19 protein-coding genes are annotated in these 16,255 nt (G+C 73.8%); 8 read left to right on the plus strand and 11 right to left on the minus strand.

Annotated features, from left to right (window positions below):
• Positions 1–209: 209 nt before the first annotated feature.
• Positions 210–1,367 (minus strand): bifunctional 3-oxoadipate enol-lactonase/4-carboxymuconolactone decarboxylase PcaDC, encoded by a 1,158-nt coding sequence (gene pcaDC / locus ACFQVC_RS10760; protein ID WP_381829384.1) that lies wholly within the window; start codon positions 1,365–1,367, stop codon positions 210–212.
• Between the two features lie 51 nt (positions 1,368–1,418).
• On the opposite strand from pcaDC, the gene ACFQVC_RS10765 reads away from it, so the two are divergent.
• Positions 1,419–1,547, plus strand: coding sequence for a hypothetical protein (locus ACFQVC_RS10765; protein WP_381829386.1), 129 nt, complete (start codon positions 1,419–1,421; stop codon positions 1,545–1,547).
• A 24-nt stretch (positions 1,548–1,571) separates the two neighbouring features.
• On the opposite strand, the gene pcaB is transcribed toward ACFQVC_RS10765, so the two are convergent.
• From pcaB to ACFQVC_RS10795, 6 genes are all read right to left on the minus strand, one after another.
• The gene (pcaB, locus tag ACFQVC_RS10770) at positions 1,572–3,041 is read right to left on the minus strand and encodes a 3-carboxy-cis,cis-muconate cycloisomerase (protein ID WP_381829388.1); all 1,470 of its coding nucleotides are present in this window, start codon (positions 3,039–3,041) and stop codon (positions 1,572–1,574) included.
• Positions 3,038–3,628, minus strand: coding sequence for a protocatechuate 3,4-dioxygenase subunit alpha (pcaG, locus tag ACFQVC_RS10775; protein ID WP_381829390.1), 591 nt, complete (start codon positions 3,626–3,628; stop codon positions 3,038–3,040). Before pcaG ends, pcaB begins: the two co-directional genes overlap by 4 nt.
• Position 3,629: 1 nt before the next feature.
• Positions 3,630–4,370 (minus strand): protocatechuate 3,4-dioxygenase subunit beta, encoded by a 741-nt coding sequence (gene pcaH, locus ACFQVC_RS10780; RefSeq protein ID WP_381829562.1) that lies wholly within the window; start codon positions 4,368–4,370, stop codon positions 3,630–3,632.
• A 169-nt stretch (positions 4,371–4,539) separates the two neighbouring features.
• Positions 4,540–5,742, minus strand: coding sequence for a thiolase family protein (locus tag ACFQVC_RS10785; protein ID WP_381829564.1), 1,203 nt, complete (start codon positions 5,740–5,742; stop codon positions 4,540–4,542).
• Positions 5,743–5,744: 2 nt separating this feature from the next.
• Positions 5,745–6,491: a CoA transferase subunit B gene (locus tag ACFQVC_RS10790; RefSeq protein WP_381829392.1), complete on the minus strand. Its 747-nt coding sequence runs from the start codon at positions 6,489–6,491 to the stop codon at positions 5,745–5,747.
• Entirely contained in the window at positions 6,488–7,246 is a 759-nt protein-coding gene (locus ACFQVC_RS10795; protein WP_381829394.1) for a CoA transferase subunit A, read from the minus strand. The genes ACFQVC_RS10790 and ACFQVC_RS10795 overlap by 4 nt, the downstream gene beginning before the upstream one ends.
• 221 nt (positions 7,247–7,467) lie before the next feature.
• Here ACFQVC_RS10795 and ACFQVC_RS10800 point away from each other — a divergent pair, with 221 nt between their 5' ends.
• Positions 7,468–7,986, plus strand: coding sequence for a MarR family winged helix-turn-helix transcriptional regulator (locus ACFQVC_RS10800; RefSeq protein ID WP_381829396.1), 519 nt, complete (start codon positions 7,468–7,470; stop codon positions 7,984–7,986).
• A 7-nt stretch (positions 7,987–7,993) separates the two neighbouring features.
• On the opposite strand, the gene ACFQVC_RS10805 is transcribed toward ACFQVC_RS10800, so the two are convergent.
• Positions 7,994–8,419: an STAS domain-containing protein gene (locus ACFQVC_RS10805; RefSeq protein ID WP_381829398.1), complete on the minus strand. Its 426-nt coding sequence runs from the start codon at positions 8,417–8,419 to the stop codon at positions 7,994–7,996.
• Between the two features lie 195 nt (positions 8,420–8,614).
• Between ACFQVC_RS10805 and ACFQVC_RS10810 the strand changes: the two genes are divergently transcribed.
• Positions 8,615–9,055, plus strand: coding sequence for a hypothetical protein (locus ACFQVC_RS10810; protein ID WP_381829400.1), 441 nt, complete (start codon positions 8,615–8,617; stop codon positions 9,053–9,055).
• A gap of 2 nt (positions 9,056–9,057) precedes the next feature.
• On the plus strand, positions 9,058–10,029 hold the full coding sequence (locus ACFQVC_RS10815; RefSeq protein ID WP_381829402.1) for a hypothetical protein: 972 nt from the start codon (positions 9,058–9,060) through the stop codon (positions 10,027–10,029).
• Positions 10,030–10,842: 813 nt separating this feature from the next.
• Here ACFQVC_RS10815 and ACFQVC_RS10820 read toward each other — a convergent pair.
• A complete protein-coding gene (locus ACFQVC_RS10820) occupies positions 10,843–11,595 on the minus strand; it encodes a sulfite exporter TauE/SafE family protein (RefSeq protein ID WP_381829566.1) in 753 nt (250 codons plus the stop codon).
• A gap of 386 nt (positions 11,596–11,981) precedes the next feature.
• Here ACFQVC_RS10820 and ACFQVC_RS10825 point away from each other — a divergent pair, with 386 nt between their 5' ends.
• The 3 genes from ACFQVC_RS10825 (at position 11,982) to ACFQVC_RS10835 (ending at position 14,255) form a co-directional block, all read left to right on the plus strand.
• Complete coding sequence (locus tag ACFQVC_RS10825; protein WP_381829404.1) at positions 11,982–12,704, plus strand: ArsR/SmtB family transcription factor; 723 nt, start codon at positions 11,982–11,984, stop codon at positions 12,702–12,704.
• A gap of 156 nt (positions 12,705–12,860) precedes the next feature.
• On the plus strand, positions 12,861–13,262 hold the full coding sequence (locus tag ACFQVC_RS10830; RefSeq protein ID WP_381829406.1) for a BlaI/MecI/CopY family transcriptional regulator: 402 nt from the start codon (positions 12,861–12,863) through the stop codon (positions 13,260–13,262).
• A gap of 6 nt (positions 13,263–13,268) precedes the next feature.
• On the plus strand, positions 13,269–14,255 hold the full coding sequence (locus ACFQVC_RS10835) for a M56 family metallopeptidase (RefSeq protein ID WP_381829408.1): 987 nt from the start codon (positions 13,269–13,271) through the stop codon (positions 14,253–14,255).
• A gap of 93 nt (positions 14,256–14,348) precedes the next feature.
• Here ACFQVC_RS10835 and ACFQVC_RS10840 read toward each other — a convergent pair whose 3' ends face one another.
• Complete coding sequence (locus ACFQVC_RS10840; RefSeq protein ID WP_381829410.1) at positions 14,349–14,804, minus strand: tellurite resistance TerB family protein; 456 nt, start codon at positions 14,802–14,804, stop codon at positions 14,349–14,351.
• Positions 14,805–15,048: 244 nt separating this feature from the next.
• Here ACFQVC_RS10840 and ACFQVC_RS10845 point away from each other — a divergent pair, with 244 nt between their 5' ends.
• A complete protein-coding gene (locus ACFQVC_RS10845; RefSeq protein ID WP_381829412.1) occupies positions 15,049–15,225 on the plus strand; it encodes a hypothetical protein in 177 nt (58 codons plus the stop codon).
• 82 nt (positions 15,226–15,307) lie between these two features.
• On the opposite strand, the gene ACFQVC_RS10850 is transcribed toward ACFQVC_RS10845, so the two are convergent.
• A complete protein-coding gene (locus ACFQVC_RS10850) occupies positions 15,308–16,069 on the minus strand; it encodes an IclR family transcriptional regulator (RefSeq protein ID WP_381829568.1) in 762 nt (253 codons plus the stop codon).
• Positions 16,070–16,255: the final 186 nt, after the last annotated feature.

Raw genomic sequence — 16,255 nt, forward strand, 5'->3', positions numbered from 1 at the left:
CTTGCGGGGAATGCTGCCCGGAGGTCTCAGCGGTGTCAATACATCCGGGCGTAACATTCCGCCGCCCTGCCGTGGGTGCCCTTTCCTGGGGGCCTGTCCTGGGTGCCCTTCCCCGGGCGCCTGTCCCGGGCGCCGTGCGGGCCGATCTACATCGCCGTGCGGGCCGATCTACATCGCCGTGCGGGCCGATCGTCATGCGGCCTGCCGGCTCAGAGCTCGCCGTCCTCCTCCAGGACGCGCTGGGCCACGGCGAACGCCGCGTTGGCCGCGGGTACGCCGACGTAGACCCCGGCCTGCAGCAGCACCGCGCCGATCTCCTCGGGGGTGAGGCCGTTGCGTACCGCCGCCCTTACGTGCATGGCCAGTTCGTCCAGATGCCCGTGGGCGGTCAGGGCGGTGAGGGTGACCAGGCTGCGCTCACGGCGGCCGAGAGTGGGGTCGGTCCAGATCTCGCCCCAGGCGTAGCGGGTGATGAAGTCCTGGAACCGGGCGGTGAGTTGAGTGGTGCGCTGCTGCGACCGGTCGACGTGTGTGTCCCCGAGGACGGCCCTGCGGGTGTCCATGCCGCGGCCTGGCCCGGGGGCCTCGAAGTGTCCGCGCAGGGCGGCGAGTACGGCGGCGGGCCGCTCGGCGGGGGCGAGATGGGAGGCCACGGCGAGTTCGGTGAGCGCCGCTCCCGGCACGGCGTCCGCGAGTTCGCGGGCGTGCTCGGGCGGAGTTGCGGGGTCGTCGCGGCCGGCGAGCACCAGGGTGGGTGCGGTGACCGAGGGCAGGTCGGCGCACAGGTCGAGGGCGGCCAGCGCGTCGCAGCAGGCGGCGTACGCGTCCGGGTCGGTGCGGCGCAGATCGTCGACGAGGCGGCGGGCGAGGTCGCCGCCACGGCCCGCAGGCGTGAACCAGCGTTCCGGCGCCGTGTCGGCGACCGCCGCTGTGCCCGACTCCCGTACCAGCGCCGCCCGTTCACGCCATGGTCCGGGCGGGCCGAAGTGCGCGGACGAGCAGATCACGGCGAGGCGGTCGATGCGTTCGGGGTGGTGGGCGGCGAGCCAGAGTCCCACCGCGCCGCCCAGCGAGACCCCGGCGTAGTGGAACCGCTCAAGGCCGAGCGAGTCCGCCAACTCCAGTACCAGCGCGCCCAGTCGCTCGACGGTGGCACCCGGGGCGAGCAGCCCGGCGGGCGACGCTCCGTGTCCCGGCAGATCCCAGCGCACGACACGGAAGGCGGAGCTAAGCTCCGGCGCCACCGCGTCCCACAAGGCGGTCGAGGTGCCGAGCGAGGGCCCGAGCAGCACCGCGGGGCCTCGGGCCGGCCCTTCGCCGCGGTGGTGGAGTGTCTCCGGCACGGCTTCCGTAACGGCTTCCGTCATGGCTCCGGTCCTGGCGTCCGTCATGGCTTATCTGTCCTTGCGCTGTACGGGGTGTATGTCCATGTGCTGTACGGGGTGTGTGTCCTTGTGCTGTGCGGGGTGTACGTCCATGTGCTGTACGGGGTGTGTGCCCTTGTGCTGTACGGGGTGTGTGCCCTTGTGCTGTGCGAGGGCGGCTGATCGGGCCCGGCCGGGTGCCACGGTTCAACTCCGCTTCAGGGCACGGTCGGTGAGGGCCGCGGCGGCTCCGGTGTACCGGGCGGGGTCGGTGAGGGCTTCCAAGTCGAGCCCGCGCAGGGCGGGTTCGGCGGCGAGGGCCTCGGCGAGCGAGCCGTCGCCGGTGCGCGCCTTCGCGGCCGCGTCCGTCACCAGTTCCTTGGCGCGGGCCCGGCCCACCCGGTCGGTGAGGGCGGCGGACAGGCGCTCGGAGACGATCAGACCTCCGGTCAGGCCGAGATGGGCCCGCATCCGCTCGGGGTGGACGCACAGGCCCGTGGCCAGTTCCGCCGCGTCCTGTGCCGCTCCCCCGGCAAGGCGCAGCAGGTCGCGCAACGGTTCCCACTCCGCGTGCCAGGCCCCGGCGGGCCGTTCGTCCTCGGCGGCCACCGATGCGTAGAGGGTGGCGGCGAGCCCGGGTGCGCGGCGCGCGGAGGCCGCGATCAGCGTGGCGCGTACCGGATTCGCCTTGTGCGGCATGGCCGATGACCCGCCGCCCGCGCCCTCGCTCACCTCGCCGGTCTCGGTGCGCGAGAGCACCAGGACATCGGCGGCGGCCTTGCCCAGTGCGCCGGTGGCGAAGGCGAGCGCCCCGGCCAGGTCGGCGACCGGGGTACGCAGGGTGTGCCAGGGCAGCACGGGTTCGGCGAGGCCGAGCTCCCGGGCGTACGCGGCGGCGAGCCGCGGGCCCACGGGCCCGTCCGTGGGCCCGTCCGTGAGCCTGTCGGCCGCCGCGGCGTAGGCGTCGAAGGCCGCCAACGTCCCTGCGGCGCCGCCCAGTTGGACGGGGAGGACGGCGCGTACGGCACGCAGCCGGTCCCGGGCGTCGAGTGTCAGTGCGCGCCAGCCCGCCGCCTTCAGGCCGAAAGTGGTCGGAACGGCGTGCTGAGTGAGGGTGCGCCCGGGCATCGGGGTGTCGCGGTGCCGGGCGGCGAGTGCCGCCAACGCCTGGGCGGTGCGCTCCAGTTCGGCGCAGGTCAGGGCCAGGGTCCGGTCGGCGACCAGCATCGCGGCCGTGTCGAGGATGTCCTGGCTGGTGGCGCCGCGGTGTACATACGGGGCGCAGTCGGCGGGTACGGCGGCGGCGAGATCGGCGGCCAGCGGGATCACGGGGTTGCCGCCGGAGCGGCCGCGCACCGCCAGGCCCCGTACGTCGAAGCGCTCGGCGCGGGCGGCCTCCGTGACCGCGTCCGCCGCCCGCGCGGGCGCCAGGCCGAGCGCCGCCTGCGCCCGCGTGAGTGCGGCCTCGGCGTCGAGCATGGCCTGCAGGAACGCGGTGTCGGATGTGGCGGCCTCGGCGGCCGAGCCCGCACGGCCCGGGGCGAGCAGGCCGACGTCGGGGCAGTGCTCGTCGAGACGGTCGCCGTCAGGGCCGTCGGCACCGGACCGGCCGTCGGCACTGGACTGGCCGTCGCCACCGGACCGGCCGTCGGCACCGGGCTGCTCGTCGTGCGTCATGTGAACTCCAGGAACACCGTCTCGGCCGCCCCCTGCAGCCGGATGTCGAAGCGATAGGTGGCATGCGGCTCGGGGGCCGCGAGCAGGGTCGCACGCCGCTCGGCCGGGAGCGCGGCGAGCAGCGGGTCACCGGCCGTGGCACCGGCGTCGTCCGACAGGTAGACGCGGGTGAACAGGTGGTGCGTGAGTCCGCGCGCGAAGACGCACACGCTCAGGTAGGGAGCGGCGGCGCCGCGGCGCCCCGGGCGCAGGGTGCGCACCGCCCAGTGGCCGTCGGCGTCGGTGGGTACGCGGCCGAAGCCGGTGAAGTCCACACCGTTGCGGCCCAGGAACCCGCCGGTCACCGGGTCGCGGCGCAACGAGCCGCCGGTGCGCGGCAGTTCACCGTCGGGCCCCGGGCCCCAGAACTCCAGGAGCGCGTCGGGGACGGGGGCACCGTCGCCGTCGAGGACCAGGCCGTGCACGGTGACCGTGTCCGGGTGCCCGGCCGGAGCGATGTCCGCACCGCCGGGGAAGGGCAGCGCGTAGCCGTAGAAGGGGCCGATCGTGTGGGACGGCGTGGGCAGTGCGGGGGTGGCGGACGTCATGTCAGCGGCCCTCCTCGATCCAGGTGGCGGCGGGGCCGTCGAGCACGATGTCCCAGCGGTAGCCCAACGACCATTCCGGCGTGGACCGTTCATGGTCGTACGCGGCGACCAGGCGCCGGCGCGCGGACTCGTCGGTGACGGACTGCAGGATGGGGTCGTGGGCGAACAGCGGATCGCCCGGGAAGTACATCTGCGTGACGAGGCGCTGGGTGAACGCGCTGCCGAACAGCGAGAAGTGGATATGCGCGGGCCGCCAGGCGTTGGTGTGGTTGCGCCACGGGTAGGCGCCCGGCTTGATGGTGGTGAAGCTGTACGAGCCGTCGTCGCCGGTCAGCACACGGCCCACGCCGGTGAAGTTGGGGTCGAGGGGCGCGGGGTGCTGGTCGCGCTGGTGGGCGTAGCGGCCGGAGGCGTTGGCCTGCCACAGCTCGATCAGCTGGCCGCGTACGGGCCGCCCTGCACGGTCGAGGAGCCGCCCGCCGACGGTGATGCGCTCCCCGAGCGGCTCGCCCTGGTGCTGCCGGGTGAGGTCGCTGTCCAGTGCCGTGACATCGGTGACGCCGAAGGCGGGCGAGACCAGCTCCACGGCCTCGGGGTCCTTGCCCGCGTCGATGGCGACGAGCGGCTGCCCGGGGTGGCGCAGGGCGCTTGAGCGGTAGGGGGCGTAGTCACGGTCCGGGTGATGGCTGCGCGGTCCGCCTTCGGCGACCCTCTTCTCGTAGGCCTCGCGAAGGGCCGTCATCTCCCGGTCGATATCGGCCTGGCTCTCGGGCCCGGTGCGCGGCCGGGGCACGGCCCGCGCTGCGCTTCCGGTCCCGCTGTCACTCACACTCATCATGGTCAACTCCCTTGTCTGCCGCTCCAGTACGAGGACCGGGCGGTCTACCGCCCCAGCACAAGGACCGGGTCGTCTACCGCTCCAGTACGAGCGCGAGGCCCTGGCCGACGCCGATGCACAGGGTCGCCACGCCGGTGCCGGAGCCGCGCCGCGCCAGCTGGTGGGCGACGGTGCCGGCGAGCCGCGCACCGGAGGCGCCGAGCGGATGGCCGAGGGCCAGGGCGCCGCCGAGCGGGTTGAGGACCGCCGGGTCGAACTCGGGCCACTCGGCGAGGCAGCCGAGCACCTGGGCCGCGAACGCCTCGTTCAGCTCCAGAGTCGACAGATCGTCAAATCCCTTTCCCGCTTTGGCCATTGCACGGCGTACCGCCTCGACGGGGCCGAGCCCGAAGTAGTGCGGTTCGACCGCGGTGACCGCGGAAGCCGACACCCGGGCGAGGGGCTCACGGCCACTGGCCTTCAGTCCCTCCTCGTCGACGAGGAGCAGCGCGGCGGCGCCGTCGTTCAGCGGCGAGGAGTTGCCCGCGGTGACCGTGCCTCCCTCGGCCCGGAACGACGGCTTCAGCCGCGCCATGGCATCCGGTGAGCCGTCCTCGCGGATGGATTCGTCGCGCGCGAAAACCACCGGGTCGCCCTTGCGCCGCGGCACGTCGACCGGCACGACCTCGGCGTCGAAGAGGCCGTCGCGCCAGGCCTGTGCTGCCTTCTCGTGGGAGCGCAGGGCGAAGGCGTCCTGCTCCGCGCGGCTGATCTTGTGCTTTTCCGCGATGAGTTCGGCGCTCTCGCCCAGCGGCACGGTCCACTGCGGGTCCATCCGCGGGTTGACCATGCGCCAGCCGAGCGTGGTCGAGTACAGCTCGGCGTGCCCCGCCGGGAAGGCCTTCCCGCTCTTGGGCAGGACGTACGGGGCGCGGGTCATCGACTCCACTCCCCCGGCGACGGCGACGGAGAGATCACCGAGCGCGATGGCCCGCGCGGCCTGCACGACGGCCTCGAGCCCGGAGGCGCACAGCCGGTTGACACTCACGCCGGGAACCGTGACGGGCAGCCCGGCGAGGAGGGCGGCCATCCGGCCGACGTTGCGGTTCTCCTCGCCCGCGCCGTTGGCGTTGCCGAGGTATACATCGCCGATCCGGGACGGGTCCAAGTCGGGTGTACGGGCGAGAAGTTCACGGATGGCGTGGGCCGCGAGGTCGTCGGGGCGGACGGTCGCGAGCGCGCCGTCGTAGCGGCCGACCGGGGTGCGGACGGCATCGAGGATGTAGACGTCCCGCAGGCTCATCGTCGTGCTCCTTCCCCGGCCGCGCCGGCGGCATCGGCCGCACCCGGTCCGGACGCGGCGGCCGCTCCCGCGCCGGGCGCACGGCCCTCGCCGTCCCGTGCCCGTACGCCGTCGTCGATACGCAGCGTCGCCGCCGTGCGCGCGGTGATCTCGGCGGCTGTGACTCCGGGGGCGCATTCGACGAGGAGCAGTCCGTCGTCGGTGATGTCGAGGACGCCGAGGTCGGTGATGATGCGGTCGACGCAGGCCTTGCCGGTCAGGGGCAGGGTGCACTCCTCGACGAGTTTGGGGCTGTCGTCCTTGGCGGTGTGGGTCATGGTGACGATCACCCGGCGGGCGCCGTGCACCAGGTCCATGGCGCCGCCGATCCCGGTCACCAGCTTGCCGGGCACGGCCCAGTTGGCGAGGTCACCGCGGGCCGAGACCTGCATCGCGCCGAGCACGGCCACATCGATATGGCCGCCGCGGATCATGCCGAAGGACAGCGCCGAGTCGAAGTACGCGGCCCCGGGAAGGACCGTGACGGTCTCCTTGCCCGCGTTGATCAGATCCGGGTCGACCTCGTCCTCATACGGGTAAGGGCCGGTGCCCAGGATGCCGTTCTCCGACTCCAGGACCACCCGCACACCCTCGGGCAGATGCCCGGGGATCAGCGTCGGCAGCCCGATACCCAGATTCACATACTCGCCATCACGCAGCTCACGGGCCGCGCGGGCGGCCATCTCCTGCCTGCTCCAGCTCACCGGGGCCGCACCGTCCTCTGCTCGATCCGCTTGTCGGCCGCCTGCGCGGGGGTGAGCGCCACGACCCGCTGCACGAAGATGCCCGGCAGATGCACCTGGTCGGGGTCGATGGCACCGGGCTCGACCAGCTCCTCGACCTCGGCGACCGTGACCCGTCCCGCCATCGCGGCCAGCGGGTTGAAGTTGCGCGCGGACTTGTTGAACACCAGGTTGCCGTGCCGGTCGCCCTTCGCTGCCCGCACCAGCGCGAAGTCGGTGCGGATCCCCCGCTCCAGGACGTGGTCCACGCCGTCGAAGTCGCGTACCTCCTTGGGCGGTGAGGCCAGGGCGACGCCGCCCTGGCCGTCGTAGCGCCAGGGCAGCCCGCCCTCGGCGACCTGGGTGCCCACGCCAGCGGGGGTGTAGAAGGCGGGGATACCGGCGCCGCCCGCGCGCAGCCGCTCGGCGAGGGTGCCCTGCGGGATCAGTTCGACCTCCAGCTCACCGGCGAGGTACTGGCGGGCGAACTCCTTGTTCGCGCCGATGTAGGAGCCGGTGACACGGGCGATCCGCCCGGCCGCCAGCAGGATCGCGAGGCCGGACTCCAGCGCGCCGCAGTTGTTCGACACCACCGCCAGTCCACTCGCCCCGGTGTCGTACACCGCCTCGATCAGTGTGTTCGGCACACCGCTGAGCCCGAAACCGCCGACCGCGAACGACACACCGTCACGGACATCGGCCACCGCCTCGGCAGCCGAAGCCACCACTTTGTCCATCTTTCCGCTCCCGACCCTTCTGCTCCCGGCGCACTGCGGCGCTCCGGGGGCGAGGTGCTCCGGGGGCACCCCTGTCGACACCCCGAGAAATTACTCAGTGCACTGACTATCTCTCTACAAGCCGGAAGTGTGGCATCATGACAGCGCAGGGTCAAGACCCTCAGTACAAGGAGCATTCAGGGAGCCGGCCGGGCCGGTGCCCACCCGACGGGAGGACTGCCGTGCCCGCGCTCGACCTCAGTACGCACCCGGGCCATCTGGCCCGGCGGCTGCAGCAGGCACACACCCTGCTGTGGACCACCATCGTCTCGGAGGACGTCACGTCACCGCAGTTCGCCGTGCTCAACGCGCTCGCCGGCGAGGACGGGCTCGACCAGCGCACCGTGGGCGAGCGGGTCGGCCTCGACCGCTCCACCGTCGCCGAAGTGGTCCGCCGTCTGGTCGGCCGCGGCCTGGTCGACAAGGTCCGCGACACGAAGGACGGGCGCCGTTCGGTGCTGTGCGCCACCGAGGAGGGCAGGCGCACACACCGCAGGCTCTCCGGCCGCACGGCCCGGATGAACCAGATCTTCCTCGCGCCGCTCGACCCGCAGGAGCAGTCCACGTTCCTCGAACTCCTGCAGCGCGTCGCCGACGCGGCCGAAGGGCTGCGCAATCCGGCGGAGCAGGGTGTGCGGGTCACGCGGAGCGCGGCGGCGGAGCAGGGTGTGCTGCACGGAGCGGTGCAGTCGGCGTCCTGAGACGCCGTCAGTTCGCCCCGTCCACAGGGGCGGTGGGACGATCGGGCACCGGCGGCCAGGGCGGGCGGTGCTCGGCGGGCAGCACGGCGAGGGCCTGCCCGACCGTCTTGTGGACCGGAAGCAGATCCGAACTGCCGGTCAGGGCAAGGAGTTCGGTGACACGCCGCCCCGCACCCGCGAGCAGGACGAGGCGCTCACGGCGGCGCAGCAGCCACCGCACGGCAAGCAGACAGCCCAGGCCGCGGGAGTCGCAGAACGTCAGCGCGGTCACATCCAGGATCAGATGCCGGTGCCCGTTCTCGACGAAGGCACCCAGGGCGCGCAGGAAGGTCTGCTCGGCCGTGTGGTCCAGTTCGCCGCTGACTCGCAGCACCACACAACCGTCACTGCTCGAGAGTTCGGCGACCGTCGCGCGCCGGGCCTGTGCGCTCATCGCACCTCCACCCGGACATCGTAGGGAGCGGCCGCACCCCGCACTCGCGGTATGCGGTATCCGGCCGAAGTGAGACGACCACGGTTCTTTCGTCCCGTCAATGAGGAAAGCTCCGGTTCCGCTGTACGGTCGCCCCGAGTTCGGCCAGCATGATCGGGACAGTACGCGGGGTGTGGACGCGAGCGGGGGTACGAGGTGGACGACGGGCACGACGGCTGTGGCACTCAGGCACGCGAACGCGAAGAAGTCGCCTATGTCTGTGACCAGTTGGACTACATCCGTACGACCTTGGAGCGTTACGGCAGCGAAGGCCCCGAACCGCTGGAGCGCGCGCTGGGGGCGCTGCGCACCGGCGCGCCCGCCGGGGAGCGCCTCCGCGCGCTCCACGAGGCACTTCTCGCCGCGGGGGACGCCGCCGGTCTGCACGGCCAGGCGCGGGGCCCGAACCTCAGCGGCTTCGACGCTCCCGTGCCCGGGACCTGGGTGCTGCTGTGCCCGACGGGCCGGTGCGCGCGCTACGCCTGGCCCGACGGCCAGGGCAGCCCCGGCGCCCCTGCCCCTGCCTCGTCCTCTGCCGCCGTGTCCGCCCCGCCGTGCCGGATCAGCGGCGAGCCGCTGCGCAGAGAACGGCTGTAGCGGTGGGCGGATTCCTCAACGCCCTGGGCCAGAAGCTCGCCGAGCGCTGGCTGACGCTCCTGGTCCTGCCCGGGGCGCTGTTCCTGGCCGCCGCCACCGCGGCCCGCGTACTCGGCCAGGCCCACGCCCTTGACCACCGCCGCCTCACCGGCCGGATCACCGAGTGGGCCCAGGCCCCCGCCGCGTCCACGGTGGGCGGACAGGTGATCCTGCTCGGTGCGGTGCTCGCCGCCGCGGCGGCCGTCGGCCTTGCCGCGCAGGGTCTTGGGTCGCTCGTCAAGGGCGCCGCCCTGGCCGCCGACTGGCGCACCTGGCCGGCCCCGCTGCGAGGCTGGGCCCGCGGGCTCGTCACCCGGCGCCGCGCCCGCTGGGCCGCCGCCGCCCGTGAATACCGCCGCCAACTGGACGCCGACGCACGCGCGTTGGCCCGCTCCGGGCGCCGGGCCGACCCCGCGCCGCGCCGGGCCGCGCACCACGCGATGCGGCGCGTCGCCGCCGAGGAGCCCGACCGCCCCACCTGGAGCGGCGACCGCATCCATGCTGCTGCCGTACGCCTGGATCGCGACGACCACCTCGACCTGCCGCTGGTGTGGCCGCACGTATGGCTCCTCCTCCCCGAGACCACGCGTGCCGACATCACCGCGGCCGAGCAGGCCCTCGCCCGCGCCACCACGCTGGGCGGCTGGGCCCTGTTGTACGCACCGCTCGCCGCGTGGTGGTGGCCGGCCGCCCCGGTCGCCGTCGCCGTCGCGCTGACCGCGAGACATCGCGTGCGCGGCGCCGCGGACACCTATGCCCGGCTCGTCGAGGCGGCCGCCCGCCTGCACACGAACGACCTGGCCGCCCAGCTCGGCATCGAACCGCCGGGCCCTTCCGGCCCGCCCGTCGGCGAGACCCTCACCCAGCGGCTGAGCCCCGGCACGCCACTGCCGGCTCCCGCCGAGGAGACACCACCGGGAACGGACCACGGCTGACGCCCCGGCCACCACCACGACCACGGCTCCGGCCTCCCTCCCGACCGCCGTCCCCGCCGCCCTCCCGGCCACGGTCCCGGGCGCCCTCCCGGCCGCCGTCACGACCGCAGTCCCAGCCGCCCTCCCGGCCACCGTCACGACCGCAGTCCCGGCCGCCCTCCCGGCCGCTCTCCCGGCCACGGTTCCGGCCGCCGTCACGACCGCAGTCCCAGCCGCCCTCCCGGCCACCGTCACGACCGCAGTCCCGGCCGCCCTCCCGGCCGCTCTCCCGGCCGCTCTCCCGGCCACGGTTCTGGCCACCGTCACGACCACGGTCCCGGCCGCCCTCCCGGCCACCACCACGACCACGGCTCCGGCCGCTCTCCCGACCGCCGTCCCCGCCGCCCTCCCGGCCACGGTCCCGGGCGCCCTCCCGGCCGCCGTCACGACCGCAGTCCCGGCCGCCCTCCCGGCCACGGTCCCGGGCGCCCTCCCGGCCACCGTCACCACCGCTGCCCGAAGGCGCCCCCTGGCTGCGCCCGTTGTACTTCCGCACCACCCGCAGACGCGGTCCGTGGCGCCAACTCCCGCCGTACGCTGGCGACATCGGCCGGAGCCTCGCCCCCTGAGGCAACCAGGTGCGGCGGCTCCCGCCCCCTCGCGCTCTCGCGGCGCTCCCGGCCGGGCACCTCCCGCTCCCCCGGCCGAGGCCGTGAGGGCGGGAAGGCGCCGCACAGGTGTTGGGGAGACACATCTGCCGCGCCTGCGGCCGCCACCGGCCGGGCAGTAGGGGACGGTGGCGGCCGCGCAGTCCTTCTCCGCCCGCCTTGTCGCTCACCTCAGCGCCAGCTGGACGATGGCCACCGTGCCGACGGCCACGATGAGTCCGCGCAGCACGGCAGGCCTGAGGCGGCGGCCCACCGCGGCCCCGAACTGGCCGCCGATGGCCGAGCCGGCGGCGAGCAGGCCCACGGCCGCCCAGTCGAAGTCCGCGACAGCGAGGAAGAAGAGGGCGGCGACGGTGTTGACGAGGGCTACGAGCACGTTCTTGACGGCGTTGAGGCGCTGCAGGCCGTCGTCGAGGAGCATGCCCATCAGGGCTACGTAGATGATGCCCTGGCCTGCGGCGAAGTAGCCGCCGTAGACGCTGGCGAGCGTCAGCCCCGCGAACAGCGGCAACCCGCCGTCGGGGCACGCGGTTCCGCCGGTGCGTTCGCGGCGCCTCCGCAGCTTCCCGCTGATCCAGGGCTGCAGGACGACCAGGACGAGGGCGAGGCCCACCAGGACCGGCACGATCGTCTCGAACGCCGAGGCGGGCAGGGCGAGCAGGAGCGTGGCGCCGGCGAATCCCCCGAGCAGGGCGCCCGCGCCGAACTTCAGGATGCGCCTGCCCTGACCGCCGAACTCCTTGCGGTAGCCGATGGCCCCGCTGATCGCACCGGGAACCAGGCCGAGCGCGTTGGACACGGTGGCGGTCACCGGTGAAAGTCCGGTCGCGAGGAGCACGGGGAACGTGATCAACGTCCCCGACCCCACAGCGGTATTGACGGCCCCGGCCCCGACCCCCGCCCCGAAGACGGCCACCATCTCCCCCGGCGTCACGCGAACTCACGGCGGGCAGGGCCAAACGGCTTCGGGGAAGCCCGGTGCGGTTCGTCGTGCCCCAAAGGGGCGCGGGGAACTGCGCGACCAGCCACGACGCACCCGCAGGTGTATACCGGACTTCCCGCGGAGCGCTCGGCGGAGCGGGCGCGTACCGCACCGGGGGGCGAACTCCCCTTGCACGCAGGGCTCTTGGAGCAAGCGGCACTCCCGGTGCCGGCCCGGGGCACCGGGAGGGCGCGGCTCACCGTGCGGGCCCGGCCGGTCGCCGCGTGCGTCGTGCTCGTGGTGCGGGTGGCGTTCATGGTGCCGAGCATAGGAATCGGATGCTTCGGCGATGGCCGAAGGGTGGCGTTGCGAGAATGGGCGGCATGAACGATCAGCGCAGCCGTGGGGCGGGCCCCGATCTGGCCGCTGTGGCGGGGCTCCTGGCCGATGCCACGCGGGCGAGCTTCTGCTGGGCGCTGCTCGACGGCCGGGCGTGGACGGCGGGTGAACTGGCCCGCCATGCGGGAGTGTCCGCACCGACCGCGACCGGGCATCTGCACCAACTGGTGCGCGGCGGGCTGCTCGCCGAGGAACGTCAGGGCCGGCACCGCTATGTGCGGCTCGCCGGCCCGCATGTCGCGGAGCTGCTCGAGAGTCTCGCCTCGATGGCGCCGGACCGCCCCTCACCGCCCCGGTCGCTCTCGGCCTCCGGGCGCCGCCGGGCCCTCGCGCACGCCCGCACCTGCTACGACCACCTCGCCGGCACCGTAGGCGTGGCGATCACCGACGGCCTGACGCGGCGAGGCTTCCTGGAGTGGGGGCACGGGCTCAGGGTCACCGGCGCCGGAGAGGCCTGGTTCGGCGAGCTCGGCATCACGCCCTGGAAGGACACGCGCCGGCCGCCCGTACGGTCGTGCCTGGACTGGACGGAACGCCGCCCGCACCTGGCCGGCGCCCTCGGTGCCGCTCTGTGCCGGCACGCGTTCGACGCCGGCTGGATCCTTCCCGTCGGCACGACGCGCGCCGTGGCCCTCACCGCCACAGGACGCGGCGCCCTCCGCGACCACCTCGGCCTCACCACGGAATCCCCCACGCCGACCGGCTGACGGCCCCGGCCCGCAGCGGCCACCGCGTGACCGCGCCGCGGATTCCCCCGCTCACACCGGCTGACGGTCCCGGCCCGCAGCGGCCCGGAGGCCGGCGATTACGATGGGCCGCCGTACGCCACACGCGGTGGCGGGTACGGCCGGAGGGAGGCGGACATGGCACGGCACCGAGACGACGGGGAGCAGCGTTCCCGGCGGGGGCAGGGCGAGCTGGAGGCACAGGTGCTGTCCGCGTTGCGTGCGGCCCCAGGACCGGTGACCGCGGGCTGGGTGCAGCAGCGGCTCGGCTCGGACCTCGCGTACACCACCGTCATCACCATCCTGACCCGGCTGCTCGCCAAGGAAGCGGTGACCCGGAAGCGGGAGGGGCGGGCCTTCGTGTGGACGTCGGCCGCCGACGAGGCGGGCCTCGCGGCGCTGCGCATGCGCCGGATGCTCGATGCCGAGGCGGACCGGCAGGCCGTGCTCGCCAGCTTCGTGACCACCCTGTCGCCCGATGACGAGGAGCTTCTGCGCGGCCTCCTCGGCGCGGCCGCCGAGGACGACCCGGAGAGCTGAGGCGCTGTGGGGGTCTTCGTCTTCCTGCCGCTGGTCCTGCCCCTGACGGCCTGGCCGATCGCGCGCCTCGCCCAGCAGCATCTGCATCCGCGCACCAGCACCCGGCTGCTGTCCTGGGTGGCCGGTGTGATGGCCGTGTGCAGCACCTTGTGCCTGTGTCTGCTGATGGTGGTGGGTACCGCGCAGCTGCCCGGCAACCCCCTGCCCGACGGCTGGTCGGACCAGGAGGTACGGGACGCGGTGCCCTATGACGAGATCGCGGGGCGGGCCGCCATCCCCGCGCTGCTCGCCGTCGCCGTGGCCTGCGCCGTCGCGCTGTGGCGCCAGCACCGGGTACGCCGCCGTGCTCGGGCGGCCCTCGCCGGACTGCCCGATACGCCCATCGCCGTACTGCCGGACACGGCTGCGTACGCCTACGCGCTGCCCGCCAAGGGGCGGCCCGCCCCGGGGCGCGGTCGCCGTGAGCGGCCGCGGCGGACGCGGCGGCCCGGCGGCCGGGTCGTGGTCACCACCGGGATGCTCGCCGGCCTGAACTCCCCCGAGCGGCGGGCCCTGTTCGCCCATGAGCGCGCCCATCTCGCCGCCCGCCACCACCGCTTCCTGCTGGCGGTCCGCCTCGCCGCCCGCGCCAACCCGTTCCTGCTGCCCCTGCGTACCGCCGTCGTCTACAGCGCCGAACGCTGGGCCGACGAGGACGCGGCACACGCCGTGGGCAGCCGCAGGGCCGTGGCCCGTGCCATCGGCAGGGCCGCCCTGATCTCCCGCCCGGGGCCGGCGCCCGCGCTGCCCGCCCTGGCCGCACCGGGCCCGGTTCCGCGCCGCGTGGCGGCCCTTCTCGGTCCCGCGCCCGCGGTGCGGAGCTGGCCGCCGCTGTGGACCGCGGTCGGGCTCGCCGCCCGGACGGCGGCCGTCGGCACCGCGCTGTCGGCGATGTCGTCGGCGAACGCCGCGGTCGCGCTGTTCCAGGTGCTGCAAGCCGCGACGCCGCTGTAACTCCCCCCGGGGCGGGCCGCGTTCGGCCGGACGCGGTTCCGCCGAACACGGTTCGGGCGGTCCCGGCGGGCGTCCTGCCGGGTCACGCGCCGCTCAGAGGCCGAACTCGTGCGGCGGCAGATCCAGGGCGTAACAGGCTTCGCGTACGACCTGCTGCTCGTCCTTGTCGAAGTCACCGTCCGCACCGCCGATGACGATACCGATCTGGATCACCGCGCGGGCCTCGGCGGGCTTCTTCTTCGCCTTGGCGACCTCCTGCAGCACGCTGACCCGGCCGAAGTCGAAGTCGGCGGACAGCTTGTCGCAGTTGCCGTCGAAGCGGCGCTGCAGATCGTCGGCAGGGAAGTTCTGCAACACGTCGTTGGTGGCGATGAGTTGGGCCACCTTGCGGCGCTCGGAGGGGTCGATGGTGCCGTCGGCGGCGGCGACCAGGGCGCACATCGCCATGGACGCGTCGCGGAAGGCACCGCTCTTGAGGTCGTTCTTCTTCGCGACCAGCTGCGTCTGCATCTGGGTGGCGGTTTCCTTGAAACGGTCGAGCAGGCCCATGAGTTCTCCGTGGTTCTCCGTACGATCCGGAACGGCTTACTTCTACAACACTGTAGAAGTTAACAGGTGGGGCGCGCCCGCGAGCCCCAGGGGTGTCCGATCCCCCTCCCCAGCCGATTCACAGCCTCGACACCGGGCCTTCACAGGGCCATGCTCTTTCCTGTTTCCGGTAGCCACCCTCAGTTCCCGCCCCCGGACGCCGTTTCCGGTCCCCTGCCAAGAGATCGCTGGAGTGAGTCGCACCATGGAAGACGACGAAGTACCGGGCGGCGCGGGGCTGTTCTCGCGGGTGCCGGTCGCCAAGGTGCGGCGCACCCGCTACGACACCGCGGTGCTCGCGGCGGTCATCGTGGCCGCCCTGGTGTTCACCGCGGCGTTCATGCGGGGGCTCTTCGCTCTGGCCGAACTCGTCGCGGAATGACGGCAGTCGGGGGCCGGGGGCTCTCGACGTGACCCGGAGGCGCCCGGAGCGGGCCGGAGGTGCTCGGCCTGGGCCGGGGCGCTCAGCGCCAGTCGGGCGCGCCGTTGACCGGCGGCAGCGCCGCCTCGATCTTCGTCCGGATCTCCCGCATGACGGCAACGATCCGGGCCTCGTGGTCCGCGTCGAGCCGTGCCACCGGCACCGAGCAGCTGATCGCGTCCACCGCGGGCGCCGTATAGCGCAGGGCGAAGCCGAAGCCGGCGATACCGGTCACGGTCTCCTCGCGGTCGACGGAGTAGCCGCGTGCACGGATCCGGGCCAGGTCGGCGACGAGGGCGGCCCGGTCCGTGTGGGTGTTCTCGGTGCGGGCCGCCAACGGGTCGGCGGGCAGGGGTAGTTCACCGTCGGGTCGCTCCGCGAGCAGCGCCTTGCCGAGGGCGCCCGCGTGGGCGGGGATCCGCCGGCCGACCCGGCTGAGCGTGCGCGCGTACTCGTGGGACTCGCGGGTGGCGAGGTAGACGACGTCGGAGCCGTCGAGCCGGGCCAGGTGGATGGTCTCGCCGAGCGCGTCCGAGGCCTCGTCGAGATAGGGGCGGATCGCCCGGACACGCTGGTCACTGTCGAGATAGCTGGTGCCGGTGAGCAACGCCCGGATACCGATGCCGTAGAGCGAGCCGGTGGTGTCGGTGCGCACCCAGCCGCAGTCGATGAGGGTGCGGAGCAGTTCGTACATGCTGCTGCGCGGCACCCCGAGCGCCTCGGCCAGTTCGTCCAGGCGCGAGGGCCGATCGCCCCGCTCCGCGAGGAGTTCGAGCAGGGCGACGGTGCGCGCCGCCGACTTCACCGCACGCGCCCCGGCACCTTCCGCACGCGCACCTCGCGGACGCGGGCCCGCACTTCCCGCACGCGCCCCCGCGTTCTCCGTCGCGGGCCGCGCCCCCCTGCTCTGCGTCATGGACCGATCGTAAATCGGCCGCCGCACACCCATTGACCCCGTCAGGTTCACGAATCTAATCTCCGTTCCCATATA

Source organism: Streptomyces monticola (assembly GCF_042665355.1).
GTDB lineage: Bacteria > Actinomycetota > Actinomycetes > Streptomycetales > Streptomycetaceae > Streptomyces > Streptomyces monticola.